Annotated in this window: 23 protein-coding genes; 7 read left to right on the top strand and 16 right to left on the bottom strand. The window is 47.7% G+C overall.

The annotated features are described in order from the left end of the window. Positions 1-51: 51 nt before the first annotated feature. From RCO25_RS09115 to modA, 12 genes are all read right to left on the bottom strand, one after another. On the bottom strand, positions 52-930 hold the full coding sequence (locus RCO25_RS09115) for a carbohydrate ABC transporter permease (RefSeq protein ID WP_374992092.1): 879 nt from the start codon (positions 928-930) through the stop codon (positions 52-54). Positions 931-953: 23 nt separating this feature from the next. Beyond that, a complete protein-coding gene (locus RCO25_RS09110; RefSeq protein ID WP_308995833.1) occupies positions 954-1841 on the bottom strand; it encodes a carbohydrate ABC transporter permease in 888 nt (295 codons plus the stop codon). Positions 1842-1905: 64 nt separating this feature from the next. Next, positions 1906-3216 carry an ABC transporter substrate-binding protein gene (locus RCO25_RS09105; protein WP_374992091.1) on the bottom strand — a complete coding sequence of 437 codons (1311 nt, stop codon included), beginning with the start codon at positions 3214-3216 and terminating at the stop codon, positions 1906-1908. Positions 3217-3420: 204 nt separating this feature from the next. After that, positions 3421-4575, bottom strand: a complete 1155-nt coding sequence (locus tag RCO25_RS09100) for a GntR family transcriptional regulator (protein ID WP_308995831.1) — start codon at positions 4573-4575, stop codon at positions 3421-3423. A 148-nt stretch (positions 4576-4723) separates the two neighbouring features. Beyond that, positions 4724-6322 carry a response regulator gene (locus RCO25_RS09095; protein WP_308995830.1) on the bottom strand — a complete coding sequence of 533 codons (1599 nt, stop codon included), beginning with the start codon at positions 6320-6322 and terminating at the stop codon, positions 4724-4726. Beyond that, positions 6297-8078: a sensor histidine kinase gene (locus RCO25_RS09090; protein ID WP_308995829.1), complete on the bottom strand. Its 1782-nt coding sequence runs from the start codon at positions 8076-8078 to the stop codon at positions 6297-6299. Before RCO25_RS09090 ends, RCO25_RS09095 begins: the two co-directional genes overlap by 26 nt. A gap of 161 nt (positions 8079-8239) precedes the next feature. After that, on the bottom strand, positions 8240-9070 hold the full coding sequence (locus RCO25_RS09085) for a carbohydrate ABC transporter permease (protein WP_308995828.1): 831 nt from the start codon (positions 9068-9070) through the stop codon (positions 8240-8242). Position 9071: 1 nt separating this feature from the next. Beyond that, positions 9072-9965, bottom strand: a complete 894-nt coding sequence (locus RCO25_RS09080) for a carbohydrate ABC transporter permease (protein ID WP_308995827.1) — start codon at positions 9963-9965, stop codon at positions 9072-9074. 97 nt (positions 9966-10062) lie between these two features. Next, the gene (locus tag RCO25_RS09075; RefSeq protein WP_308995826.1) at positions 10063-11409 is read right to left on the bottom strand and encodes an ABC transporter substrate-binding protein; all 1347 of its coding nucleotides are present in this window, start codon (positions 11407-11409) and stop codon (positions 10063-10065) included. Positions 11410-11722: 313 nt separating this feature from the next. Next, entirely contained in the window at positions 11723-13297 is a 1575-nt protein-coding gene (locus RCO25_RS09070) for a glycoside hydrolase family 43 protein (protein ID WP_308995825.1), read from the bottom strand. A 312-nt stretch (positions 13298-13609) separates the two neighbouring features. Then, on the bottom strand, positions 13610-14263 hold the full coding sequence (gene modB / locus RCO25_RS09065) for a molybdate ABC transporter permease subunit (RefSeq protein WP_308995927.1): 654 nt from the start codon (positions 14261-14263) through the stop codon (positions 13610-13612). Positions 14264-14274: 11 nt separating this feature from the next. Further along, complete coding sequence (gene modA / locus RCO25_RS09060) at positions 14275-15126, bottom strand: molybdate ABC transporter substrate-binding protein (RefSeq protein WP_308995824.1); 852 nt, start codon at positions 15124-15126, stop codon at positions 14275-14277. Positions 15127-15290: 164 nt separating this feature from the next. On the opposite strand from modA, the gene RCO25_RS09055 reads away from it, so the two are divergent. Then, positions 15291-16241: a substrate-binding domain-containing protein gene (locus RCO25_RS09055; protein ID WP_308995823.1), complete on the top strand. Its 951-nt coding sequence runs from the start codon at positions 15291-15293 to the stop codon at positions 16239-16241. A 187-nt stretch (positions 16242-16428) separates the two neighbouring features. Here RCO25_RS09055 and RCO25_RS09050 read toward each other — a convergent pair whose 3' ends face one another. Continuing rightward, positions 16429-17466: a peptidoglycan-binding domain-containing protein gene (locus RCO25_RS09050; protein ID WP_308995822.1), complete on the bottom strand. Its 1038-nt coding sequence runs from the start codon at positions 17464-17466 to the stop codon at positions 16429-16431. 208 nt (positions 17467-17674) lie between these two features. On the opposite strand from RCO25_RS09050, the gene RCO25_RS09045 reads away from it, so the two are divergent. Both RCO25_RS09045 and RCO25_RS09040 read left to right on the top strand, forming a co-directional pair. Next, entirely contained in the window at positions 17675-18361 is a 687-nt protein-coding gene (locus tag RCO25_RS09045) for a response regulator transcription factor (RefSeq protein ID WP_308995821.1), read from the top strand. Then, positions 18358-19887: a sensor histidine kinase gene (locus tag RCO25_RS09040; RefSeq protein ID WP_308995820.1), complete on the top strand. Its 1530-nt coding sequence runs from the start codon at positions 18358-18360 to the stop codon at positions 19885-19887. Before RCO25_RS09045 ends, RCO25_RS09040 begins: the two co-directional genes overlap by 4 nt. A gap of 96 nt (positions 19888-19983) precedes the next feature. On the opposite strand, the gene RCO25_RS09035 is transcribed toward RCO25_RS09040, so the two are convergent. After that, on the bottom strand, positions 19984-21225 hold the full coding sequence (locus RCO25_RS09035; protein ID WP_308995819.1) for a purple acid phosphatase family protein: 1242 nt from the start codon (positions 21223-21225) through the stop codon (positions 19984-19986). A gap of 166 nt (positions 21226-21391) precedes the next feature. On the opposite strand from RCO25_RS09035, the gene RCO25_RS09030 reads away from it, so the two are divergent. The 4 genes from RCO25_RS09030 to RCO25_RS09015 are packed head-to-tail and all read left to right on the top strand — an operon-like array spanning position 21392 to position 24543. Continuing rightward, positions 21392-22105 carry a polyphosphate polymerase domain-containing protein gene (locus RCO25_RS09030; RefSeq protein ID WP_308995818.1) on the top strand — a complete coding sequence of 238 codons (714 nt, stop codon included), beginning with the start codon at positions 21392-21394 and terminating at the stop codon, positions 22103-22105. A gap of 1 nt (position 22106) precedes the next feature. Further along, positions 22107-22823 carry a DUF4956 domain-containing protein gene (locus tag RCO25_RS09025; RefSeq protein WP_308995817.1) on the top strand — a complete coding sequence of 239 codons (717 nt, stop codon included), beginning with the start codon at positions 22107-22109 and terminating at the stop codon, positions 22821-22823. Positions 22824-22841: 18 nt separating this feature from the next. Next, positions 22842-24140, top strand: coding sequence for a CotH kinase family protein (locus tag RCO25_RS09020; protein ID WP_308995816.1), 1299 nt, complete (start codon positions 22842-22844; stop codon positions 24138-24140). Beyond that, entirely contained in the window at positions 24109-24543 is a 435-nt protein-coding gene (locus RCO25_RS09015) for a hypothetical protein (protein ID WP_308995815.1), read from the top strand. Before RCO25_RS09020 ends, RCO25_RS09015 begins: the two co-directional genes overlap by 32 nt. A 235-nt stretch (positions 24544-24778) precedes the next feature. Here RCO25_RS09015 and RCO25_RS09010 read toward each other — a convergent pair whose 3' ends face one another. Together RCO25_RS09010 and RCO25_RS09005 are read right to left on the bottom strand one after the other, a co-directional pair. Then, complete coding sequence (locus RCO25_RS09010) at positions 24779-25627, bottom strand: NAD-dependent epimerase/dehydratase family protein (RefSeq protein WP_308995814.1); 849 nt, start codon at positions 25625-25627, stop codon at positions 24779-24781. Positions 25628-25677: 50 nt separating this feature from the next. After that, positions 25678-26616: an aldo/keto reductase family protein gene (locus tag RCO25_RS09005; protein WP_308995813.1), complete on the bottom strand. Its 939-nt coding sequence runs from the start codon at positions 26614-26616 to the stop codon at positions 25678-25680. Positions 26617-26675 lie beyond the last annotated feature (59 nt).

Raw genomic sequence — 26675 nt, 5'->3', positions numbered from 1 at the left:
TCCCCCTAGATCATGATATGAAATGTACCGCCTGCTCCATCCGATTTCCCGTTACCCTTTAATACCGCTGAAAGCAATACCTTGAACAAAGTAACGCTGCAGCAGCAGGAACAAAATCAAGATTGGTAAAATAGCAACCAAAGCACCTGCCATCATCGGACCAAAATCCGTCTGAAAATTGTACGAGAATGCCTGCAATCCCATTTGAACCGTCGCTTTCGATGGATCGTTAAGCACGATCATCGGCCAGAGAAAGCTGTTCCAGCCTGCTTGAAAAGTAAAGATTCCCAATGTTGCGAGCGCCGGCTTCGTAAGCGGCAGGTAGATTTTCCAAAAGATATTAAACTCTCCGCAGCCTTCAATCCGCGCCATCTCCAGCATATCGGTAGGAAGCGTCAGGAAAAATTGCCGCATGAAGAAGACCGCAAACGTGCCGGAAGCGCCGGGCAAAATAATTCCCCAAAAGGAGTTCATGAGACCATGACCTCCCGAGCCGAGCAAATCGTTCCCGCCAAAAAACGGGAGATGCTGCAGCACGTAAACGCTCGGGATCATCGTTACGATGCCGGGAATCATCATCGCAGCCAATAAAACACGAAACAATGGCTGACTAAGCTTGAATTTGAGCTTAGCGAACGCGTATCCTGCCAATGAGCCTAAAAAGAGATTAAATAATACACCTGCGGCTGCCAGCACAAAAGAGTTCCAGAAATATAAGCCAAAAGGAACAGTGGTAAACGCTTTTTTGTAATGCTCGAACGTGATGTCCGTTGGCAGCCATTTGATCGGCATTGCAAAAATTTGATCATCCGGTTTTATCGAGGTCAAAACGCTCCAGTAAAAGGGTAAAAACATGACGATTGCGATCAAGGCGCAAACGACATAATAGATCGTTTTCTTCAAACCCTTGCGCAGAGGAGTATCTCCGATCGTTTCCATTTGCAGCTCGCCTCCTATATCACAGACTCTTCCGCTTTTGTTATTCGCATATTAATGATGGAGAAAATAAGAATCGCCACGGCCAGAACGAAGGCCTGCGCCGATGCATAGCCCATTTGCAATTGATTAAAGCCTTGCTGGTAAATGAGGTAGACGGGTGTTTTCGTCACGTTGGCCGGTCCGCCCTGCGTAAGCACAAACGCCTGGTCAAATAGCTGAAGCGCGCCGATAATGGATAAAGTGCTGACCAGAAAGGTTGTCGGTCTAAGCTGCGGCCATGTAATAAACCGGAAGCAATCGATCTTTGTCGCCCCGTCCAGCCGTGCCGACTCATATAAATAATCCGGAACGCCCTGTAAACCTGCCAGATAAATGATCATGTTGGAGCCGACGGATTGCCATAGCGTAACAAGAATGATCGACAGCATCGCCGTTTCCGTCTGCGCTACCCATGCCGGCCCGGTTATGCCAATGTATGATAACATTCCGTTTACCAATCCGTACTCGGGGTGGAGCAGCCAAATCCAAACGGTAGCCGCGGCTACCGACGATGTCAAAGTCGGCAAATAATTTAAGGTGCGGAACAGCTTAATGCCGCGCCAAGCCCGGTTCATGAGAATCCCTAGGGCTAATGAAATGATAATGTTAAAAGGAACGAAAATAACGGCATATAAAAATACGTTTTTGAATGTTACCCATAATAAATCATCGTCAAGCAGCCTGCGGTAATTATCGAAGCCGACCCAGTCCTTGCGGCTCAGCACATCGTAATTGGTGAAGCTTAAATAAAGCGCCATAAATACCGGGATTACCGTAAATATAAGAAACAACAGCATGGTCGGCGTAATAAACAAATACGCAGTTCTCGCTTGATGACGCTCCAGCTTTCTAACGGAAGCCATAGGAACTCCCCCTCAATTGGAGAAAGGGAGGTTTTCCTCCCTTTCTGTTTTTCACGAATATTGCTTATTTTACTTCGCGGTTATCCTCGAGCAGCTTATCCCCTTGCTCCTGCGCCTTCTTCAGCGTATCTTCTATGCTTTGTTTGTTCTGCTGAAACAGCTGGAGATTCGGTATCAAAGCATCTCCCTCCAGGACGGAGTAGCCTGGATGATTCGGCCGCACCTTCGCAAATTCAAGCGTTTCCATAAACGGCTTCCAGAACGGGTCGTCTTTGAAAAACGGATCTTCGAGGGCCGGCTTGTAGCCCGGAATATTCAAGCTTGTTTTCGCCCAAAGCAGCGCATTGTCTTTATTGGCAAGCCACCATTTAATAAACTCCCATGACTCTTCTTTATGCTTAGCGCCCTCCGGAATAACTAAACCAAAGCCGCCCATGACGCTTGCTTTATCGCCATTTGGCCCAGCTGGCGGCGGTACGATTCCGAAGTCAAGATCCTTGCCGTATTTTTTATAAGTGCTGAGCATCCACGGACCCGTATACTGCATGGCAAGCTTGCCGGTTACGAATGCGTCCTGCCCTTCGCCCAAACCTTGCTCAAAGCCGACTTTATATACTTTGTCCTGGTTCAACAAACGGTCCCAATATTGCAGCACTTGTTTACCCTGCTCGTTGTTGAAATTCGTTTTGCCGTCTTCCGTAAGCATTTGCGCGCCCGCTTGCTGCAAATACATATTGAACAATCCAACATCACCAAGCGAGAATCCAGCTACCTCAAGCTTGTTTCCGTTCCACTTTGTCAGCTTGGCTGCGGCATCTGCAAGCTCATCCCATGTCTTCGGCGGCTCGATGCCTGCTTCGGCAAGAAGCTTCTTATTATAGAAAAGTGCGCGCGCATCTACTGTCAGCGGCAGGCCGTAGAGCTTATCGTTCAAGGAGAGCTCTTTAAGCGACTCCTCGTAATAATCATCGCGGGAAATGCCGTCACGCTCTAAATATTCATCAATGGGATGCAGCACGTTTTTGGGCGCATACAGCGAGGTTCTCCAGCGGTCCCAAAAAAGGATATCCGGCGAACCGCCCGAGGTAGCCGCCGTCAAAAACTTGGTAATCATATCCTGCTGCAGCACATATTTTACATGTATTTTGCTTTGCGACTTATTGAAGGCATCGACCATGGTCTCGAACTGTACTTGGCCTTCACCGCCCCAATCGCCCCAGAAGGTTAACTCTACTGCTTTTGCGTTTTTTGTATTACCTTCTCCCGCATTCGTAGAACCGTTCGTATTCTTCTGGTTTGCGTTGTTACCCGAGCATCCTGCGATAAGCCCGATTACGAGCAGCATTGCTGTCCCTGTCATGAACCATTTTTTCAATTTCATTGCCATGCCTCCCTTTTCGTATTTATCTTGGCTATGGTAAAGAAGCTTCTCTCCTATAACCGTAACCGCTTTCATAAAATGAGTATATTGGTATAAGGTGTGTATGTCAATATGAATTTATTTCGACATTTTATAAGCTAATATATCATTATAATCGATATACCATTTCAAAAAAAATACCCCTGAAGGTCAGGGGCGTTACTGGCGTACCTTATCGGTTGAAACACCGATGATTAAATCCGCTTCTAGCATGACTTTATTAGGAACCGCCTGCCCCTGCATGATTCGCAGTACATGGCCAACGGCCAAACGTCCCATTTCCTCTTCATTTTGCCTGATATGGGTGAATGCATATCCGCCGCCAAGTCCCGTAGGCGGACTATCGAAGCAAATAATGGAGATATCCTGTGGGATCCGAAGTCCTATTCTTTCCACAGCTGCTTTGGCAAGCAAAGCAATGTTATATTCAATCGCGAACAAGGCCGTGATCTCGGGACGGCTATTCAAATGCGCCATTAATTTGTCGATATCCTGCTCGATATTGTTCCCTCTGAACGAATTCGGCAGCGTGGAGGTAAGATCATTTACCCACAGCCCACGATCCACCGCAATCCCATGCTCGGCATGCGCTTGAATAAAGCCTTCAATCCGTTCCTCGACAGCCGTCGTATCCGTTGGCGGAGGCGACAGAAATGAAATATGACGATGCCCGAGTTCAAATAAGTGGGCTGTCGCTTTTCTTGCCGCCGCGGCATTATCCGTACTGATTGATGCTGCGGATACTCCCTTTAAATGCCGGTCAATCAATACTAAAGGAAACCGTCCGATAACCAGCTTCAAAATTTCCTCATTGAAGTATTCGCCCTGAGCCGGGAATACGATTAACCCGTCTACGCCCAAATGAAGGAGCTTCTGAATCGACAGCTCTTCATTAGCGGGAATGCCGAATGACCGGCGAAGTACGAGGAAGCAATCATGTTCCCTGGATGCTTCTTCCATACCATAGATTAAGCCCGTTCCGTAACTGTTGCCAAAATCGGTAATGACGAGCCCTATCGTTGTCATTTCCGTGGAAAAAGCAGCAACAGGCGCCCCAGAAGAGGCTGCCACTGTCCCAAAATCGGTGTCAGGATCGGCGACAAATGATCCTCTGCCTGGCTTTCTTACAATTAAGCGCTCATTCGTAAGCAGCTCCAGCGCTTTTTTGCTCGTAATTCGGCTGACGCTGTAGGCTTCTGCCAGTTCCTTCTCCGAAGGGATTCGTTCTCCGACCCCATAGACCTTCGTTAAGATTTGATTTTTTACCGATTCAAATATTTTTTCGTACATGGGTTTAGATGATGTTTCATTCAAAGCAAGCCCCTCCTTCCATTCCAGCCTATCTGCAAACTCTAATAATATATCATGATATATCATTTAAAGTTCTTTTGCAATGGATTTTGCGCGAATTTGAACCAGGCCAACCAGCTGTGCTGATTGGCCTGACAAACCGATTTCATGCTCATTCCGTCGTTTTTTTCGTATCCTGCCGGTAATCGATGGGCAGCTTGCCGTACATTTTTTTGAACATATCGCTAAAATGCCTGGCGTTGTTATACCCAACCTTCTCCGCGATCTCATACACCATCAAATCCGTCAGGCTGAGCATGTCTGCTGCATGCCTCATCCGAACCTCTGTCACATACTGCTTAAAGTTTTGTTTCGTATGCTTCTTGAAGAAGCTGCTGAAATAATAGGAGTTCATGAAAGCCATGCTCGCCATCGACTCGAGCGTAATCTCCTCACTGTAATGCTCATCGATGTATTGCTTGATTTTAGCTAACACGATTTTGTCCTTATTGCCTGAATCGCTGTCCATTTCTTTGTAGGTTTTCTCAAATACGCCGATAATTTCAGAACGCATTTGGTCAAAGGTCTCAAAGTTAGCAAGCAGCTGCTGCAGCTCGCGTTTGTCTAAGGCGCGTTCTGATAGAGGCACACCCGATTTGGACAGCTCTTGGATAATAAAGGACACCGAGGAGAAACACGTCGATACGGCAAGCGAACGATTTCCATAAGTTTCATTTTTGATCGTATCGAGCCATACCGCAAGTGCGGCCTGCACCTCGGGCCATGCCTTTGACGTCATTGCGCGGATGACATCCCATTGCAGGTTATAAAGTTCTTTATCGAAGGATTGCGGCTGTCCTTGCGGAACAAAGCTTAAAACGCGGTTCAAGCCTAAGAAATACTTCATCTCCATGGCCTGCTCCGCTTCGCGGTAAGCATCGGCAAGCTTAATCAGCTCGCTCACGGGACGGCTAAGGGCAATCGAGACCTTCAGCTTCAGGAAGGTTTCTATTTTCCCCTGCATATCCTCGGCCAGTAAAACCGGCTCTTCCGGCTCATCGTGACTGACAACGATGACATGCTGATACCGCTTCATAAAAACATAACCGATGCCCGTATCGATAATGACCTCCTGCAGCACATTCCCGATCGCGAATTCGATCAGCTTCTTTTCCTTTTCCGTCCAGCGGTCCGTCTCTTCCTTCAAGCGCTCTACCTCTATGATTAATACCGAATAGCGCGGCCCTTGAAGCTGTGCGTCTGTTTCTTGAAAAGACTTCGTATTAGGCGATAAATTTCCGTCTGTTAATTGGATTAAGGCATCCTGCATCTCTTCATGCCGGCTTTTCCGCTCCAGCAGCTGGAGCTTTCCTTTTCGTTTCTGCTCTTCGTTATGCTCCGATATTAATGTAATTGCTTTGTCCAGCACGCCCTCCAGCTGCTGCTTCACGACCGGCTTCACCAAATAGTCGATTGCTCCAAAAGCTACTGCGTCTCTCGCATAGGAAAACTCCTGATACGCGCTAATAAAGATCACGCTCACAGGCATTCCTCTTTGCTTGATCTCTTTTATAATATCGATCCCCGTCCGATGCGGCATGCTGATATCGCTAATGACTAGATCAGGAACCAGCTCTTCAATCAGCTGCATTAACTCATTGCCATCGTAGGCTTGACCGACGATTTCCATGCCGAACGATTCCCAATCAATCAGCTTCCGCAATCCTTTTATGATAATCGGTTCATCATCTGCCAGAATAAGTCGTATCATGCGTTAGTTCCTCCTTCACTGGAAATAGCATCAGCACCGACGTGCCGACATGCTTGCGACTGCTTATCGATACCCCGTAGCCTTCTCCGCAGACTGATTTAATTCGTTCATGCACATTTTTTACGCCGACATTTTTGGAAGGTGCCGCTGTATCCTCAAGCATCGCGTTAAGGCGATCGAGCTCCGTCTTATCCATGCCGACGCCGTCATCGTAAACGGTAACGGCAAGCTTATTCTCCCAAAGCTCGATCGATATTTTCACGATGCCCTTTCCTTTGAGTCGCAGCCCGTGCTGAATCGCATTCTCGACGATCGGCTGCAGGGAAAGCTTTAGGATCGGCCATTCCCTATTTACTTCTTCCGAAATATCGCATCTGAGCTCGAATCTGTTTTCAAATCTTACCTGGATGATATAGAAATAATCCTTGAGATGCCCCAGCTCCCGCTGGATCGTCACCCAATCCTCGCCGTAATCAATGACATACTTCAGTTGATTCGAGAGCGAGAGAATCATATCCGCCACTTCATCGGCATCGCTATGGACGGCATTCATCCGAATGACCTCGAGTGTGTTATATAAATAATGAGGCCTGATTTGGCTTTTCAGTGCATTCAGCTCGGTTTGCTTTTGCTTGATCTCAGCAACATAAGCTTCGTTGATGAAGGCCTGAAGCCGATCCACCATCCGGTTGAAGCCATGGGCTAATCTTCCCATCTCGTCATTGCTTTTCACTTCGACCTGTATTTCCAGATTGCCTGATTCTACCTTGGCCATTTGCTTAATCAGCCCTCGAATCGGCGCAGCAAGCCGTCTTGAAAACCAGGTTCCCATAATAATAAGCACCAGCGAACAAATTCCGATCGCGATATAAACAGCGGAGCTGGTTGTTCCAAGCTGCTTGTAAATCTCCTCGTTCTCGAACTTAACAAGCAGCTGCCCTTTAATAAACGGGATCTCTTCGCTTAAAATAAGCTTGCCGCCGTCGTTCTCCGTAGAAATGGGGACTTGTATGGCAGCCAGCTCCTTATTGCTGAAGTAGGGCCTCTCTTTGTCATCGAGCACATACAGCTCGTCCTTCGCTCCCAAATTGAGCTCACGCAAAAACTGATCCGCTATTTTGGCGTCGACATCAAAAAACAAAGTGCCTACGATTTTGGGTTCCCGCGTGAGCGTACCTGATGTATCAATCAAATTCCGCCCGATGGTAATGACTTTGTCCTGGGAATTGAATATATAATAATCCTCATGCGTCGGATAAATCATTAGTCCGGTAGGGTCATCGTCCATCGTGCTTAGCCATTCCCGAGTGGGCAGCTTTTCCGGAATGATAACTTTATTTTCCTTCGTTTGATAATAAAGCTTGCTGTCATTCGTCCGAACAAAATAAGTACTCGTTATATACCGGTCGCTGTACATGATCATTTTGAGAAAAGCATCGATTGGAACGGAATTGATTTGCTGCAATTCGTTCACATTGCGGGTTTGATTGTCCGAGAAGCTGTCCTGCAGGCCATCATATCGCCCCGTGTACATCAGCATGGAGATTTCGTTATAGTTATTGAATGCGGAATTCAAATTATAGCTGATATAAAGAACCATCTGGCGCAAATTATCGTTTGTATACCGCTCGACATGCCCCGTAAAGGTCTGTACGGAGAAATAACTGAGCGCAAACAACGGAATAAGGCCAACTAATATGAACGCCGCCGAAAATTTCACGAATACACTGTTCCATCTATGCCCCCACGACTTCATCGATAAACTCCTCCTATACAAACGCTGAACCCTGTAATGTTATCTCATCATAACATGAAATGACCATTGCCTTAATTCGTCCTGATAAGCAACAGGCACAGCCGGAAACTCCTCTAGAGGAGCTTCCGGCTGTGCTTATTGCTGGATGTATCATTTATTGTTTAACCCTTGATTGCGCCAGACGAGACGCCTTTGACAAAATATTTTTGCAAGGAAAGGAATGCGATTAAAACCGGGATAAGCGACATCGTCGTACCCGCGAAGATCATATCCCAACGGGATGAAAATTCCCCGACGTAATAGAACAGCTCGACAATCATCGTTTTGGCTTGACCGGATGGAAGCACCATCATCGGCATTAAGAAATCGTTCCAAATTCCGAGGCCCTGCAGCACGACCATACTGGCTGTTACCGGCCCCAGCAAAGGGAATACTATTTTCCAAAATATCCCTGTTCGCGTGCAGCCGTCAATCTCTGCCGATTCCTCGATCTCCCGCGGGATCCCCTTAAGGAAACTTGTGTAGAGCAGGACGCCGAAGCCAACGGATCCGGAAATATACACAAGGATTGGCCCTGTTAGCGTTCCGAATAAACCGATCATCTTCAACTGCTTGAACAAAGGAATCATGTATACCTGGAAAGGAATCATCATGCCGAAGAGGAAGTACGTAAACACGCCATTCGTCCACTTCGAATTCGTCCTCTCAATTGCGTAAGCAGCCATCGGAATGACTAGAACCATAACGATAATGGAGGAGAAGGTTAAAATCGCGCTGTTAAGCATCGCAGTCGGGTACTGGGTCTCCGTCAAAAGATACTTGAAGCTTTCGAGATAAAGCCCTTTCGGGAAGGCGATCGCATCTCGCATGATTTCGCCGTTACTCTTAAAGGCGGACATGATATTAAAGTAAATCGGAAAAGCAAACACGACAGCGATAACAAACGTAACGGTGAAAACGACGATTTCGTTAGCCTTAATCTTTTTTTTCATCCTACATTTGCACCTCTCTTTTCCGAAGAACTTTCATTTGAATCAAGGAAATCGCGAGCGTAAGCAGGAACAATACCATCGAAAGCGCAGTACCAAAACCCTGTCTCAATTCACCGAAGCCGACTTTATAGATAATATACGTTAACGTTTCGGTCGCAAATCCCGGACCTCCGTCGGTCATCACCGCGATTTGATCGAAGATTTTGAGTGAGCCGATCATGGAAAGCATCACGCATACCGTCATTGCTCCTGCGAGCAAAGGGAAAGTAATGCTTCGGAACTGCTGCCAGCGATTCGCTCCGTCAATGCTTGCGGCTTCATGCAATTCCTGTGGTATGCCTTGCAGTCCTGCCAAATAAATGACCATATAGTAACCGGCTGCCTTCCATACAGTTGAGAGAACGATCGCGATCAACGCGAAATCAGGATTTCCCAACCAATCTGCCTTCAGGAAGCCGAGGCCTGTCATATCCAACAATTGATTTAATACGCCAAAGTTGTAATTCATAATGATCATCCAAATAAAGCCCATAATAATACCGCTCATTAATACCGGAAAATAGAAAATACTGCGGAAAAAGTTTCGGAACCAACGTACCTGATCTACTAAAATAGCAAGCAGCAATGCAAGCGCATTTTCCAATATAACGAGTGAGAACGCGAAGATCAGCGTATTTTTCAAAGCATTGTGGACCCTTGGACTGCTTAGGATTTCTTTGAAATTATCAAGACCGATGTACCGGATATTGCTGCTTAGCCCATCCCATGAGGTAAAGCTTAAATATACGCTGCTCAACGTCGGGATGATGACGAAAGCCGTATACAGTAGAAATGCAGGCAATATAAACCAAATGGCATAATTTGTCCATTTCTTTTTCTTTAGTTGGGCAATCATGGCTCTCCTACCTCCTAAGTTCTTGATAAAAAGAGAACCTCCGCGTAAGCAGAGGCTGCTCTTTCCGTCCTTCTTTCTTTACTTTACAACGCATGCTTTATTGTTGATTTGCTTTTACATTGCTGTCGTACTCTGCGTCTGCTTTTTTCATATATTCCGTTACGTCGCCGTTTTCCAATACAAGCTCCTGAAGAAGCTTGTAGTACCAGTTGCGGAATTGCGGAGGAATCGCATTGTCGCCGTACCAGTTCGCAAGACCAAGTGATTTGTTAACCGTAGAATCGCCAACCAGCCTCATTACTTCTTGCATTTGCTCGCCCGTTTCATAAGTCACTTCAGCTGATGTCGTCGGAATTCCGTTTACGGTAGCCAGGTAAGGACCGTATTGCTCAGGCTCGAAGAAGAATTTGATGAACGCTTTGATCGCTTCGACTTTATCCGGGTCTTTGGCTCCCTCTGCCGAAAGAGACCAACCTGATAGGCTAGGCAGTTGGTTAATATTCACTTTGCCGCTGCGGTCAGGGATTGCGTAGAAGCCAAACTCGAAGCTTGGATCCGCTTCCGCGATTTGTCCGAACATCCAAGGACCGGAGAACAACTGAGCCGCTTTGCCGCTTACTAGAATAGATGCCGTTTGGTTATCTGCCGTGCTGAGCCAGCCTTTATCCACATACTTGCTGAACAGCTCTTTATAATCGGTTACCGCTTGAACCATGCCGGCATCCGCAAAGCTTGCCGTTTTTGCCGTACGTTTCGAGTTCCAGTCCGGATCTTTGGAATAAACCTCGTTAATGAAGAAGAAGTTTGTCCAGAAGCCCATATGGAAAATATCTTTACCGCCGACTACGATTGGCGAAATGCCGGTAGCCGCAAGCTTTTCTTGGATCGCTAAAAACTCATCGTACGTTTTCGGAAGCTCGGTTACGCCTGCATCCGCATACGCTTTCTTACTGTAAATAATACCTTGCGGCGCAGTGCCCGTAAGTGGAGCGTTATATATTTTGCCTGCATATTCCGGCAGGATCGAGAACAGGCTGCGAAGATCTTCCGGCAGCTCTACGATTTTGCCTGCGTCAACGAATACTTTGGTGTCGCGCATTTCTACGAGATCAGGGAATTGGCCTACTGCATCTTTTGTTTTAAGCCAATCTAAGTAAGAAGCCGAAGTTGTTTCACTATAGTTAACAATTTTGATATGAGGATTTTTTGCAGTAAAGGCATCAATCGTCGTTTCAATTGCTTTTTTCGTTGCCGGGTCGCCTGTCGCATAAGCCAGCGAGAAGCTAACGTCTTTCTTTGACGCATCTGTCGGAGTCTCCGATGTGCCCGTATTATTGCTTGGTGAAGCTGTATTATTGCCGTTGTTGTTACCACCGCATGCGGTCAAAATCACGGTCAATGCCAACATAAGAGATACCAATTGCAAGAATGATTTTTTAGCCATATTCATTTGACCTCCCTTTAATATCCGCTGTTTAAGAGGAATTTTCATGTAAGATGTGCGCATCATCTTGTTCAATCCCGTTTCCTGATCTAAGATTAACATCAAATTCCGACAGCTTAAATGAAGTTTTTTAAGGACGGTATGCCGATAATTTAAGATCATTGCTGCGCCGAAGGTTACAGATGGGCCAAACGGCTGGTTATTTAGTCTTATTTTTCAACTTCTCTCAGCCTTGTATGCGCCTTAAACGATTGAAGGGAAAAAGAACGGATAAACGGCTATAACAGCCGTCCATCCGTTCTTTTGGTTTCTTCTATTCCGTTACGTAGCTAAAATAATCAAAATCCGCATGCTTCTTTGTTCCGTTGATGTCCTGTGCGCATAAGCCGATCATCGTGCCGGTAAAACCCAGCTTCCCTCCGAATTCGTCGGACAAGACGCCTAAATCCTGCACTGTCCCAACCTGAAGCCATTCTTGGCCTTCATTAGAAGCGTAAAAACGCAGCTCCCTCTCTCGGACAACCGCCTTTAAATAATAAGCATCCCAGCCATCGACAGTGAGCTCATGCTCTCTATTTTCGCTGTATTTTCCTTGAATGCTTGTGATCAAACCAAGCTTCCGTCCATTTTCGCCGTCCTGCGTGACACGTAAATAAAAATAATCCAACTCGTCATAATAAAAGACAAGTCCAGCCATTTGCATGAAATGCTCAGGTTCGTATTCCAACTTTGTTTCAACCGTACAGCTAAAATGCTGCAATCTGCGTGCAATCATGCTTTGCTGATGCCAGGAATGGAGAGATTCCCTGCCGCGGAGCCTCAAGTAGCCTGGCCTTTCCGTTAGGCTGAGCCACGATTCTTCCGCCGGAGCACGCAGCGTTTGATAGAGATAGCCTAGACTTGGCGAATCGAAGTCATCCTTTGCAGGCAGAACGGGTACCGGATGCGGTTCAAGCTGCGGGGCTGGTACCGAAAGAGCAGGCAATCTTCCCTCATGATCCAGGCGAAGCCATCCATCCTCAGTCCATACGCAGCGCTGAATCGATGTCTCTCTGCCGAGCGGATTAAGCTTCGTGCCCGCAAAGGGACGGCTGCAAATATGCGTCATATACCATTCGCCGGTTTGCGTTTCTACAACCATGCCGTGGCCTGCATTTTGCAGCGGGTAATCAGGAGTGCCGCGGGTGGTTAATATCGGATAAGCCGGGTCTGTTTCGTAAGGACCTTCCAATTTACGCGAGCGGGCTAACGTAGCAGCATGGTTAATCCCTGTGCCCCCCTCTGCAACCAACAAATAATAATAACCGTTCCGTTTAAACACCTGAGGTCCCTCGGTCACGCCTAGATCCGTACCCTCATATATTTTCTTCACGGGTCCGACAAGCCGCTGCTCTTTGGGATCGTACTGCTGAAGTATAATACCGCCAAACCTGGAATGGCCGTCCCGGAAATCCCACTGCATATTCAGCAGCCATTTGGTTCCGTCCGTATCATGGAATAAATAAGGATCAAAGCCGCTGCCGTTCAAATAAACCGGTTCAGACCACGGTCCGCTCATGCTCTTAGACGTTACCAAATAATTGTGCAAATCCTTATAAACGCCTTTGCGGCCCTTTACATCCGTAAACAATAAATAATAAAGTCCGCTATCGTAAGAAAGCGCCGGTGCCCAAATACCGCCCGAGCTCGGATTCCCTCTTAAATTTAATTGCGAAGTACGGGTCAGTGCATGAGGCAGCAGCTCCCAGTTCGCTAAATCCTTGGAATGATAAAGCTGGACGCCCGGAAACCATTCAAAGGTTGAAGTTGCAATATAATAGTCTTCCCCAACGCGCAGGAAGGATGCATCCGGGTTAAAACCGGGCAAGATCGGATTGTTTATGACCACTTACTTTGCCTCCTTATGTGTACGTTCCTCTTACCCACGGGTCGGGACCTTCGGAACATTCCATCAAATATTAACTATCGTAGCATGGTCAAAAAAAAAGCGTATGTATGTTTTTTTAGATAAAAGTGCAATAATTTAATCATTTTGACGACTTAGGGCCGCTTGCAGTAATCGTTGCGGAGCTTGAAGCATCAGTGGAGTAAACGGAGCAAGGCAATCAGGCAAGCGGTTCGAAGTTGGAACAGAATGCACATAATATTGAAAAGAGCCGATTTTTATATCGGCTCTTCAAGATCTCTTCCATATCTAATATTATTTCTGCCGGCTTATAAGCAGTAACATAAATGATATTGCAATAATAGCGAATGTCCAAGCCCATGCCATTGCGGTGTTCCCCGAATCGACCGCAACATAGATGGCCGTGGGAATCGTCTGTGTTTTACCCGGAATATTCCCCGCAATCATCAGCGTAGCTCCAAATTCACCCAAACCGCGTGCAAAGCCGAGAATAAAGGCGGAAATTAGTGAGCGGGACGTTAGCGGAAGTGTAATATACCTGAATACCGCCCACTCATTTGCCCCAATTGAGCGTCCTGCATCCTCCAAATCCCGATCTACGGAAGCGAAGCCGACCTTCATGGTTTGATAGACGAGCGGAAAGGAAACCACGATCGAAGCAACGACGGCAGCCCACCAAGAAAAAACAATGGGTGCTGCAAACAACCACTCGATCCATTCTCCGATCCAGCTTCTCCGTCCAAGCATCACAAGCAGCAAAAAGCCGACTACCGTCGGCGGGAGCACCAACGGCAGCATAAACACGGTTTCAATAATGATTTTCCCTTTAAACTTGCGGCGTGACATCCACCAAGCTACTGCTATTCCGATAAGAAATACCGCTATACTTGATAACAATGCAACTTGTAATGAAAGCCGTATAGGCAGCCAAAACTCTTGCAAATTTATGAACGCCACAGTTAATTAGGAACAGTAAAGCCATACTTAACAAACACGTCAAGCGCTTCTTGCGACTGCAAATACGTATAAAAATCTTCGGCTTCCTGACTATGTTTCGTAGCTTTTACAATACCGATTGGATATTGAATTGTCTTATACGCAGCTGAATCAACCGTAAATGCTACTTTTACTTTATCGGTGGTCAGCGCATCTGTTTTATATACAAAACCGGCATCGGCATTTCCGGTTTCTACATATTGCAGCACTTGTCTTACATCCTTCGCTTGTACGGATTTCGCCTGTAAAGCATCCCATAGCTTTGCGTTCGTTAGCGCTTCCTTAGCATAGTTGCCGGCTGGCACGCTTTCCGGAATGCCAATCGCTACTGTTTTCACTTCCGTCTTGGTTAGATCAGTTACATTTTCAATCGGCGTTTTGCCATCGGCAGGAACAACTACAACAAGCTCATTATTCAACAAATTGACTTGTTGATTTGCATCAATCAGCTGTTTGTCAACAAGTGCCGTCATGTTCTTAACGGCCGCAGACAAGAATAAATCAGCTGGCGCCCCTTGCTCAATTTGCTGTTGAAGTGCGCCGGATGCGCCGAAATTGAAGCTCAGTTTAATATTTTGGTTATTAGCCTCATACGTTTTCTGAATTTCTGTTAAGGCATCCGTCATGCTAGCCGCTGCTGAAATCGTTAGCTCAACCGTTTCGGCTGGCTGCTCGCTAGGCGCGATTGTGCTTTCCGCTGGATTATTCGTACTCTCATTTGTATTCGTATTTTGTGCAGCTCCACAGCCTGCAAACACTAACATCATTGCAGTAACGATAGATAAAACCATGTAACCTTTAATCAATTTAAACATTAGTACCCCCCTAGTTATAATCAAATATAACTAATTATATTTAAACCATATTATATATAGAGAAGAACGCTTTTGTAAATGCAATTAACAAAACGTACAAATCCTAATATGATACAATGACATTTATAGTGAAATATTCAGTACAGTTCATAAGGAGGAGCATCATGACCAGCGATGTCTCGTATACGACTGAAGAAATTGCCAAGCTGCTGAAAATATCCAAACTCACCGTATATGATCTTATAAAAAAAGGTGAATTGCCCTCGTACCGTGTAGGCAAACAGATGCGGGTGGATCCTGCCGACTTGGAAGCATATAAGCAAAGAGCCAGAGGATTACAAATTAACGAGCGTCCAGCAATTACAGATGCACCTGCTCGACCTTATACTCAATCATTAAATACCGGACTTCGTCCCATTGTTATTACAGGTCAGGATCTCAGTCTTGACATTCTAGCGAAATATATGGAAAAGAACATAGACGGCATACGGCCGCTGCGCGCATATGTCGGCAGTCTTGACAGCCTTATCTCGATGTACCGCGGAGAATCCGACATTGTCAGCACACATCTCCTTGATGGCGATACAGGGGAGTATAACCTCCCTTATATCAAAAAACTGCTCATTGGTTCCTCTTACATCGTCGTCAATTTGCTCTCCAGGAATGCAGGCTTATACGTACAGAAAGGTAATCCGTTGTCGCTGAATGGCTGGTCTGATTTAGGCACTGCCAATTTGCGGATAGCTAACCGGGAGAAAGGCTCCGGCGCTCGCGTCTTGCTGGACGAACAGCTCAGACTGCACAGCATAAAGTCCTATGAACTCATAGGTTACGAGCACGAACAAAGCAATCATCTCGGCGTAGCTTCCAAAGTGTCATCAGGTGAAGCTGACGTTGGCATTGGCATAGAAAAGACAGCGTCTATTGTAGGTAACATCGAATTTATACCCTTAATTCAGGAACGGTATGATTTGGTCATGCTCAAATCCGCAAACAATCAAGCATGGATTTCATCTCTGCTCCATATTCTCAGATCTGATGAATTTAAGAGGGAGCTGAATTCCATATCCGGCTATGACCTTACGCGCACTGGTGAAATATTATTAGAAACGTAGAGACACAAGCCGCTGCGTTATCCATGTGGTTTTTCGAGACGTGGTCATTGTATGGAATGCAGTGCAATAGAAGTAATACTACGCAGAAATAAAGGCGACCAAAAAAACAATTGGTCGCCTTTATTTATTCCTAGCTTCATACTCAAAAACATATCATCCGTTATCAAAGGAATATCTTTTTTTTATTCTATTGTTGGCTGCCGTTCGGTGCTTGATTCTCGGATTGATTGCCGCCCTTACCAGGGTTGCCCGAGTTTCCGCCATTCGGCGCTTGATTCTCGGATTGACCGCCGCCTAGATTGCCATTGCCGCCTTGGCCGCCGCCAATTCCGCCTGACTTGCCTTGGTTGCCGCCTTGGCCGCCGCCGATTCCGCCAGATTTGCCTTGGTTCTCGCCTTTACCGCCGCCGATTCCGCCAGATTTGCCTTGGTTCTCGCCTTGGCCGCCGCCGATTCCGCCAGATTTACCTTGGTTCTCGCCTTGGCCACCGCCAATGCCGCCAGACTTACCTGCGCCGCCGCCAGCTCCGCCGCCTTCACCTACTCCAGCTCCGCCGCCTGCACCGCCACCAGCTCCGCCGCCTGCACCGCCGCCAGCTCCGCCGCCTGCACCGCCGCCAGCTCCGCCGCCTGCACCGCCGCCAGCTCCGCCGCCTGCACCGCCACCTGCACCGCCACCAGCTCCGCCGCCTGCACCGCCACCAGCTCCGCCGCCTGCACCGCCACCAGCTCCGCCGCCTGCACCGCCACCTGCACCGCCACCAGCTCCGCCGCCTGCACCGCCACCAGCTCCGCCACCTGCACCGTTACCTTTTCCGCCGCCATTTCCGATTGCTTTCGCTTTACCTTTCCACTTCGCTTTGCTCTTTGCTTTCATCGATGCTTTCATGTCAGTATACGAATAGGAAATCGATTGAAGCGTTTTAATATCTACCGAACCCGTTGCCTTCAAACCATGCCTTTTCTGAAAATATTTAACGCCGCGCACGGTCGAGGCACCATAGTAACCATCAATCGGTCCCGAATAGCTGCCTAATGATTTCAGCATGCCTTGAATGACATATACATCCGGTCCCTTGGCATGTTTTCCGATCGCATGTCCTGTATAAGGCATGCTGATCATCAACGTAATCGACAATAATGCCGCAACTATGTACCTTGCTGCAAGCCTTCCAATCTTATTGCCGGTTTCACTTGATGCCATTCCCTTTTTGTTTTGTTGCATGCAAAATACACCATCCTTCTCTTTTCTTTTTTGAGCACCACTTTAATATCCCCAATTTTTCATTTTCATTCCCTTGATTTTCACATTTTAAAAAACGGGTATTTTCCCGGCAATCAGCTTAAAGTTTGCTGAAATTGCAGGCAAACAGGTGCATCTTTTTTTCAAAAAGCCGATAATAGACAGGTATCTTAGTGAAAGGGGATCCAACATGACATCCTTCAAAGGAATTAAAATATTGCTCGTAGATGACGAGCCAAACATCGTACAGTTTTTGGAGCTGGGTCTTATAAATGAAGGCTTTGACATCCGGGTCGCCTATGACGGTGAATCCGCTCTGGCGGAAGCAAGCGTATTTCAGCCGCATGTCGTCATTCTGGATGTCATGATGCCAGGAATGAACGGATTTGAAGTATGCGCCGCGCTGCGTGCAACCGGAGATAATATCGCGGTTATTATGCTCACCGCCAAGGATGAAGTCGAGGATCGCGTGAAAGGATTAACGCTCGGCGCAGACGATTATTTGATCAAACCCTTTAGCTTCAGCGAGCTGCTCGCACGAATCGGAGCGAGGCTGCGCAACCAATTTCCCAATCTGCTGGGAGAGGTTGTCTACGGACCTTTCCGTTTAGATGACCGGCGCAAAGAGCTTATCTATATGGACCAGATTCTTGAGCTGTCGCCAACGGAATACGAGCTGCTTCGGTTTATTATTTTGAACAACGGGGTCGTGCTTAGCAAATCGCTTATATTGGATAAAGTTTGGGGATATCAATTTGGAGGGGAAGAGAACATCGTTGAGGTGTATATCCGTTCCCTGCGGGATAAATTGAACGATAAGGAGCATCGCCTTATTCGTACGCTGCGAGGCGCCGGCTACCGGATGGACTTGCCATGAGCCGCCGAACGCCGCCTGCCTTCGCGAGGATTTTTGCCCCGCGTTCCCTAAGATACCAGCTATTGTACCGATCCTTGCTTATTTTAGCAGCGTTGTTGTTGCTGATCGGCGTTCTACAGTACATTATTATGAAGGATTTTATATTCAAAAATAAAGCTGAATCCTTAAACACTCAAATCATGGCTATGCCGATGGATTGGTTTACGAACGAGAAAAAATCTGAAATGGATGACAATCATCCGGAGTCTGATAATAAGGATGGCGATTCGTTCCAAGCGTCTCGCCCCCCGAAAGAGCGACGGGACTCGCCATTATTTTACCAACCTGGCTTATCGATCGTCTTCATTAATTCGAACGGTACAGTCACCGATGTCTCAAAGGATACCGAGGCAAGCGCTCCGCTCCTGTCAGCTGAGGAATATGAGCAAATAACAAAACAGCTTCAAGAACGACAACAGATTGATTACAAAATATTAAATAATGCGGATGGAGTCGAGCAGCTTGTCGTCTTCCGAAATGCCGGTCCTCTTAACAAAGTAGAGGGGATTGTACAAGTAAGCACGGAAACCGATTCGCTAAGGCAGCTGCTCATGACCCAGCTAGCGATTTTCACAGGCCTTTCCATTGTGGCGCTCGCGGCCGGACTTGCCCTTTATTTACCGCTGCTTCGCCGTACGTTAAAGCCATTATCCCGCGTCGTGCTTGCTGCTCAGCAAACCGATGCCGGCAGCCTGACCAAACGCATACCGGCAAGCCAAGGCCAAGAAGAGATCGATCGCTTGTCAGATGCTTTTAACGGGATGCTTGAGCGTTTGGATACCTCCTTCGAAACCGAACGGAAAACAACCGAAAAAATGCGCCGGTTTATTGCCGATGCTTCGCATGAGCTGAGAACGCCGCTTACGTCTATTCACGGCTTTCTTGAAGTGCTGCTGCGCGGAGCAGCCGCAAATCCCGATCAGCTCAACCGCGCGCTGAACAGCATGCAGCTGGAATCCAAGCGCATCAACAGGCTCGTGGAGGATTTGCTCGCGCTTGCAAAGCTTGATCAAGCCCCGCAGCTGCAGCTGTCTGCAGCCCGGCTCGATGAACTCCTTCAAGAAATGGAGCCGCAATTGCAACTGCTTGCCGGAAACCGTAAAATAGATCTCGTTATTGAATCAGCCATAAGCGGCAAATTCAATAACGATCAGATGAAGCAGGTGCTTTTGAATTTATTTCTTAACGCGGTACAGCACACGGATGCAGAGTCAGGCACAATTAAGATAATGCTCGAACGCCTGGAAAACCAGGCGAGAATAAGCATTACGGACAACGGAACCGGAATTGCCGCAGCTCATTTGCCCCATTTATTTGAGCGCTTCTACCGCAGCGAATCTTCTCGAACACGGAAAAACGGCGGGGCTGGTTTAGGTTTGGCAATAACCAAGTCGATCGTGGATGCTCATGGAGGTACCATCGAGGTAATCAGCGAACCCGGCGAGGGTACGACTTTCCGAATTTCGCTTCCGCTTGATCTGCGATAAAAAATCACTACAACACAGAAAGAGGCAGCCCAGCAGCATCATTTGATGCCAGGCTGCCCTCTTCGGCTTTTCAACGTATCAATCGATATTAAGATATTAATGCTCCAACACAAACTCATCCCACTTCTTGCCATCCACGTCATAGGCCTGATAAGTCAACGTTTTTCCATTGATCACGATGCCCGCGAACATTTGCTTCTCGTTCTGAAAATGCACCTTATGGTAAAATTTATCTTCCTTCTTCTCATTAAACTTTTGCCCGGCCGTATTCGTCACCACATAAACCGTACCCTCGCGGTTTTGCACGGCTGCTTCGCCGTCACCGACGATTTTCCCATCACGCAGCGGATAGGATCTCGAATACTCATGGTTATGCCCCTGCAGCACTAAATCTACCTCAAACTCATCGAATAGCTCGGTCCAGTCTTTCACCTTCTTATAGGTATTACCGCCGTATGGGCCTTGATGCATAGCGACGATTTTCCAAGCCTTATCCGTACTCTCGAGATCGCTGCGCAGCCATTTCGTTTGCTCCTTGATATTTGATTCGGAATTGAGAAAGACAAAGTGGACAGGTCCGTAATCATAGGAGTAGCTTGTTCCCGGAATCGAGCCTTCCGCGCCATTGTCTGGCAGGTTGAAATGAGAAACGAACGGCTCCGCATTGCCGTCAACCTCATCATGATTGCCCGTAACCGGCATAAACGGAACCTGCGTTACCCACTTGCTTGCTTTTTCAAATAAATAAGACCATGCCTGTTCATCTGACGGCTCCTCCGTCAAATCGCCGTTATGAACGATGAACGAAGCCGCGGGAAATGTCGCAAAGGCTTTATCCAGCGTATGGCCCCACAACGAGAAATCCTGTTCCGTGACGCCTTGCGAATCCGTTACATTAATGAAAGTAACGTTTTCCGTGTCTGCTTCATCTGTCTGAAATACAGCAGCATCGCTCCATCCCTTCACATCCCCGCTCCCGACTCTGTAGGAATACGTCGTTCCCGGTTCAAGCCCGGAAGCTTCTGCTTTATGCACGGCTAGCTTTGTGCTCCCATCAGCAGCTATAACCGAAGTCGTCGTACCCTTAAAGGTCATCGCCTGTTCACTTTCCCAATCATTCGCTGCATCGCCTTTCACGACTTGCACGATCACGTCAGCCTCCGGATTCGAGCTGTACCAAGTAAAAGCACGGCTTGTCATCGGTTCCCCCTTGAACGTGGTCACAACCGCTGTCGGTTTTTTTGCATGATCCGTCCGAAGCCACTCCATTCCTACTGCGCCTATGATTAACAGTACACAGCAAGCGAGCACTACTAGCACGTCTTTACGAAACTTCAAGATATCCGCTCCTCTATCTCTCTTATTCTTCATTATATCTTAACAATAAACCTGCATTTCGCGCATTCAGCAATCTTTCAGCCGTCCTTAAGTTAAGAATAAGTAAAGGCCAGTAGAATAACATTTGTTAGCAACAAGGGGCGCTGAACATGAAAAGAGGTGTGAAATGAACAAAGATTTAAACTATCGCAATGAGTTGAAATTTTTCATTAATTATCATCAATATTTCATTATCCGCCAGAGGCTGAAGGATCTGATGGACCATGACAAGCATGTCGGTCCGACTGGCGAATATCATATTCGAAGCTTGTACTTTGATGATATCAATAACAAGGCTTTGCATGAGAAGCTTGGCGGCGTTCGGGACCGGGTTAAATACCGCATCCGTATCTATAACGGCCAGGATCATATCATTCATTTTGAGAAAAAAATTAAATTCAAAGACTATATCGCCAAGGTGAAGGAGCCGCTTACTAGAGAGATGTACGACAGGCTCATGGCCGGTGACCACGATGTGCTGAAAGAGCCGGACAAGCCGCTTTTTAACGAGATTCATAATGAAATGAAGCATCATTTACTTCGGCCGAAGGTAATCGTTGATTATGTTCGCGAGCCCTATGTATGCGACAACGGCAACGTAAGGATCACATTCGATAAAGAGCTGCGAACCGGTCTGCATGCCGTCGATATTTTTGACAAAAGCCTGGAGCCTATCCGTGCCCTCGACAATGATTTTATCATTCTTGAGGTGAAATATGATGCTTATATTCCTGCTTATATCAAAATGGCTTTGCAGCTCGAAGGCCTTAATCGGCAATCCGCTTCAAAATACGTGATCTGCCGAAAACATCTGAAATTCAACACTTGGGAGGATTATTAAAATGGAAACCACAACAACTGCTGCCGCAACGACCGAGACAACCACCAGCTTCGCAGACGTGCTTAAAAAATCAGTGATCGAAAACTTCTCTTCCGACATTAGCTTATCCAAAATATTGATTACGCTTGGTGTCGCTTTCCTGCTTGGCTTCTTCATATTCCTGCTGTACAAAAGGATTTTCAGCGGCGTGCTTTACTCGAAGAGCTTCAATGTGTCGCTTATCGGCATGACCATGATTACCTCCGTCGTCATTATTGCGATTAACTCCAACCTCGTGCTCTCGCTCGGTATGGTCGGCGCGCTCTCCATCGTACGTTTTAGAACGCCAATCAAGGATCCAACCGATCTTATCTTTTTGTTCTGGGCTGCGGTAGCAGGGATTGTAACAGGCGCAGGCTTCTTCACGTTAGCGGTCATCGGTTCTACCGTTGTTGGTCTCATTCTGTTCTTCTTCGTCAAAGGCGGATCTGTCGAATCGCCATACCTGCTCGTCGTAAACTGTGACAGCGACGCAACAGAGCAGCTCGTGCACAAGCAAATTGGCTCTATCGTTAAGCGTTACAATGTCAAACAAAAATCAGTGACGCAGGGCAATATCGAAATGACGCTTGAGGTTCGTCTTCGCGACGAAACCGGCCGCTTTATTAACCAATTGACTGAGCTTTCAGGCGTACGGAATGCCGTGCTTATCAGCTACAGCGGTGATTATGTCTCATAATAATCAGGAGGTGCTTCAATGAAAGTGAGAGCTCAATTATTTTTATTGAGCCTTTGCTCTATTCTCCTGATTATCGGTTTGTCCGGATGTTCCTTTGGGGAGACATCCTTCAACCTCACAGGCGCGAGCACAAATGCGAGCGATAATGAGCAATCAGCGGATGAGCAAAAGCTTGATGAGACTGTTTTTCCGAAGGATAAAGTCGTTGATGTCAAAATTACGATCGATGAAACAGAATTTCAAAGCATGCTGGACAATGCCAGCGCCGAGGAATTTAAAGAAGCGACTGTCGAATACAACGGTCAAAAGCTTGAAAACGTCGGCTTACGCACAAAAGGAAATCTCAGCTTGAACAGCGTTGTCAGAATGACCGATTCCGATCGATACAGCTTTAAAATTTCCTTTGACGAGTACGTCAACCAGACTCTTCAGGGAATAAGCAAAATCAACTTGAACAACAACTATAGCGATGCCTCTTATATGCGTGAATTTTTATCGTATGAGCTGGCTGAGCAAATGGGACTTCCGACGCCTAAATATTCCTATGTGAATGTTTACGTCAACGGCGAGCTTTGGGGTTTTTATTTGGCGGTAGAGCAAATTGGCGATGCGTATCTCGAACGCAACTTCGGCAATGCTTACGGTGCGTTATACAAAGCAAACGGCGGAAGCGGCAGCGAGCTTAACTGGCTCGAAACCATCGATGCCTACACCGGGCTCGATATGAAATCGGAAAAATCAAACGATGATATTTTGCTGGATATGCTCGATGAGCTGAACAACGGTACGAATTACGAGAGCGTGCTGGACGTGGATGAAGCCTTGAAATTTATCGCTCTGAATGCGGTAGCCGGAAACTTTGACAGCTACCTGTCTGAGAAAAAGCATAACTATTATTTATATGAGGATGACGGGTTATTCAATATTTTACCATGGGATTATAATATGTCCTTCGGCGGATTCGGCGGATCCGGCGTCCTGATTGATGAACCTACTACTGGAACAGTAGCGGATCGCCCGCTCGTCGATAAGCTGCTGAAGGTTGAAGCCTACAAGGAAAAATATCATGAAATCATACAAAGCATACTGAATGGCTATTTAGCAGAGGAGAACTTTCAAGCGAGAATAGCTGAGATTAAAGCGATGATATCGAGTTATGTCGAGGCTGACCCATCCTCCTTCTACACGTATGAGCAATACGAGCAGGGTGTAACTCAAGTCATTTCTTTCAATAAAACGCAAACGAGCTCTGTCGCTCAGCAGCTTGCACATGGGCGGAGGCGGCATGGGTGGCGGCTTTGGCGGCCAACGGCCTAACGACCAGCAGGACGGGGCACAGGCCAATACGCCGAACGGCAATGCGGAAGCACCAGGAGCGTTTGCGCAAGGCGAAGCACCAGACGGGCAAGGCGCTGCCGGCACCAATGGCGCTAATGGACAGGCACCGCCTGGAGGCGAAGGCATGGTTCCGCCAGATGGCCAAATGCCTGACCAGCAGGGTGGCATGCAGGGCAGCTTTGGCGGCCAACGGCCGAATGGGCAAGGCGGTATGGGCGGTGATATGGGCGGTGATATGGGCGGCTTCGGCGGTCCGGGCGCGCAGCAGACCCAGGCCGAAGCACAAGGTAGTCCAAAGGAAGCTGCGGCAACCGGCATCGCGCTTATTATCCTGCTACTCTCCTGCGCGGTCATTGTCCTTTTCAAACGTAAACGACTATAACTTGATCAATACTTTCTTATATTTTCAAAAAGATCGCAGCTGTTTGCCCCCAGGCATTCGGCTTGCGATCTTTTTGATTTGCATCATTAAGCTTGTAAAGCTATCAACTCCATAATGGTCTAATTCTGTTCGAATGCCATAATCCAGATTAAATTGAAAAAGCTGACACCGATGGAGCATCGGTATCAGCTTTCAGACAAGCTTTTTGACTGCCTTCACCTTAGAACTTGACAGGCTACATGCCCAACTGTTCACGCCACTTGTACTTTGGCTGCCAGCCAAGCAGCTGTTTCGCCTTCTCGCTGCTAAGCAACGACTCGTACCCACTGAGCGGTGTTCGGAAGTCGGTGACTTCCAAATAACTCGCGGCCATCAGCTCGCGGCTTGGCATGTCCATGCTGGACTCATCTGACGCCAGATTCAGCGCTACCGAGCCAAGCCCTTCCGCCTCGATTGCCAGACGGCATGCTTCTGCGGCGTCCCTGGTGTCGATGCAGCTCCACAGGATGCGTTCGCGTTCCTTTGGATTATGAATAAACGATGGAAACCGTTCGTACCATTCAGGCGGAATCACGTTGCCTAGGCGCAGCGACACAACCTGCATGCCTGTCCTGCGGTGGAACATATCCGCGGTCGCTTCGTTCACGATCTTGGACAAGCCGTAGCTGTCCTGCGGCAGCTGCGGATGCGCTTCATCCATCGGCACATATTGCGGGCCGATCGGATGGACCGCGAAGCAGATACCGTACGATGACTCGCTGGAAGCGATGACTGATTTACGGATACCGAGGCCTGCCGCTGCTTCCAGCACATTGTAAGTCGACATGACGTTATTGCGGAAAGTCACCTCGGGCGGTGCCATGCCCGCTCTGGGAATGGCAGCCATATGGACGACCGCATCGGCCCCGGCAAGAGCGCCATACGTTTGGCCCAGATCCTCAAGATCCACGATGAGCGTAGGGCACAGCGGCTCCTCCGGCTGGCGGGTATCTGCGTTTAACACCTCGTACCCTTGCTCCACGAAATGCCGGACTACCCAGCGGCCAAGCATGCCGCTTCCTCCCGTAACGACTACTTTAGACATGCAATTTTCCCTCCGTCTTCATGATGTACGTTTTCTAGCCTTAAAAAATTCTAGTTCAATATCTCTTCAATCCTGTTCAATACATCTTGGTCAAGCTCGATGTCCGACGCTTTGGCATTCTCCGTCACCTGCTCAGGACGGCTTGCGCCGACCAATGCGCTCGCGACGTTGGACTGTCGTAAAATCCAGGCTAGGGCCAGGTTGCCGACGGTAATGTCGAGCTCTCCGGCGATGCCTTCCAGCTTGCGGACCTTCCCTATCTTCTCGTCGGTAATGCCTTTGCGCACCCAATCCAGCTTGGCGGCGCGACTATCAACCGGAATGTCAGAGGCGGACGTATATTTGCCCGTCAGCAGGCCTTGCGCGAGCGGAGAAAACACCACCTGCCCGATGCCGGAACGTTCGCCAAGCGGAATAATTTCCTTCTCGATGTAACGGTCAAACATGTTGTAAATCGGCTGGTTCACGACGATACGATCCAGCAAATAGCGGTCGGCAACACCCAGCGCTTCCGCTATCTGAGAGGCTTGCCATTCGCTGACGCCGATATACAGCACCTTGCCCTGGCGCACCAGGTCGTCCATCGCCCGGAGCGTTTCCGCCAGCGGCGTCTCGGGGTCATGGCGGTGGCAGTAATAGATGTCTACATAATCATGGCCGAGCCGCTTCAGGCTGGCGTTCGCCTGCTCGATGATATGCTTGCGGGACAGTCCGCGGTCGTTCGGTCCATCGCCCATCTGCCCGAACACTTTTGTCGCCAGCACGTAGGATTCGCGCGGATATGCTTTCAACGCTTCCCCAACCAATTCCTCAGCCGCACCCCGCTCGTATACGTTCGCCGTGTCAAAAAAATTGATGCCGAGGTCGTATGCCGTTTTAATGGCATTGACCGCATTTTCACGCTCGACGTATCCACCGTATGTAAGCCAGCTCCCCAAGCTGATTTCACTGACCTTTAAGCCAGTCCCGCCTAATTTCCGATATTTCATGATCTATTTCCTCCTATTAAACGATTTGAATTAAACAGTTCTATTCTAAGAAGACTTCT

The organism is Paenibacillus sp. LHD-38 (assembly GCF_031157315.1).
In the GTDB taxonomy this organism is placed as follows: Bacteria; Bacillota; Bacilli; order Paenibacillales; family Paenibacillaceae; genus Pristimantibacillus.
The sequence above is the reverse complement of the archived record's forward strand: the minus strand, read 5'-3'. Positions and strand labels throughout refer to the sequence as shown.

What these genes read in the sequence shown, in the direction of transcription:
- modA (WP_308995824.1), bottom strand. Translation starts at nt 15,126, where the DNA reads ATGTTTAAATTGATTAAAGGTTACATGGTTTTATCTATCGTTACTGCA.
- RCO25_RS09020 (WP_308995816.1), top strand. Translation starts at nt 22,842, where the DNA reads ATGAAAGTGAGAGCTCAATTATTTTTATTGAGCCTTTGCTCTATTCTC.
- RCO25_RS09080 (WP_308995827.1), bottom strand. Translation starts at nt 9,965, where the DNA reads ATGATTGCCCAACTAAAGAAAAAGAAATGGACAAATTATGCCATTTGG.
- RCO25_RS09025 (WP_308995817.1), top strand. Translation starts at nt 22,107, where the DNA reads ATGGAAACCACAACAACTGCTGCCGCAACGACCGAGACAACCACCAGC.
- RCO25_RS09045 (WP_308995821.1), top strand. Translation starts at nt 17,675, where the DNA reads ATGACATCCTTCAAAGGAATTAAAATATTGCTCGTAGATGACGAGCCA.
- RCO25_RS09030 (WP_308995818.1), top strand. Translation starts at nt 21,392, where the DNA reads ATGAACAAAGATTTAAACTATCGCAATGAGTTGAAATTTTTCATTAAT.
- RCO25_RS09010 (WP_308995814.1), bottom strand. Translation starts at nt 25,627, where the DNA reads ATGTCTAAAGTAGTCGTTACGGGAGGAAGCGGCATGCTTGGCCGCTGG.
- RCO25_RS09040 (WP_308995820.1), top strand. Translation starts at nt 18,358, where the DNA reads ATGAGCCGCCGAACGCCGCCTGCCTTCGCGAGGATTTTTGCCCCGCGT.
- RCO25_RS09055 (WP_308995823.1), top strand. Translation starts at nt 15,291, where the DNA reads ATGACCAGCGATGTCTCGTATACGACTGAAGAAATTGCCAAGCTGCTG.
- RCO25_RS09110 (WP_308995833.1), bottom strand. Translation starts at nt 1,841, where the DNA reads ATGGCTTCCGTTAGAAAGCTGGAGCGTCATCAAGCGAGAACTGCGTAT.
- RCO25_RS09085 (WP_308995828.1), bottom strand. Translation starts at nt 9,070, where the DNA reads ATGAAAAAAAAGATTAAGGCTAACGAAATCGTCGTTTTCACCGTTACG.
- RCO25_RS09095 (WP_308995830.1), bottom strand. Translation starts at nt 6,322, where the DNA reads ATGATACGACTTATTCTGGCAGATGATGAACCGATTATCATAAAAGGA.
- RCO25_RS09090 (WP_308995829.1), bottom strand. Translation starts at nt 8,078, where the DNA reads ATGAAGTCGTGGGGGCATAGATGGAACAGTGTATTCGTGAAATTTTCG.
- RCO25_RS09075 (WP_308995826.1), bottom strand. Translation starts at nt 11,409, where the DNA reads ATGGCTAAAAAATCATTCTTGCAATTGGTATCTCTTATGTTGGCATTG.
- RCO25_RS09050 (WP_308995822.1), bottom strand. Translation starts at nt 17,466, where the DNA reads ATGCAACAAAACAAAAAGGGAATGGCATCAAGTGAAACCGGCAATAAG.
- RCO25_RS09005 (WP_308995813.1), bottom strand. Translation starts at nt 26,616, where the DNA reads ATGAAATATCGGAAATTAGGCGGGACTGGCTTAAAGGTCAGTGAAATC.
- RCO25_RS09015 (WP_308995815.1), top strand. Translation starts at nt 24,109, where the DNA reads ATGGGTGGCGGCTTTGGCGGCCAACGGCCTAACGACCAGCAGGACGGG.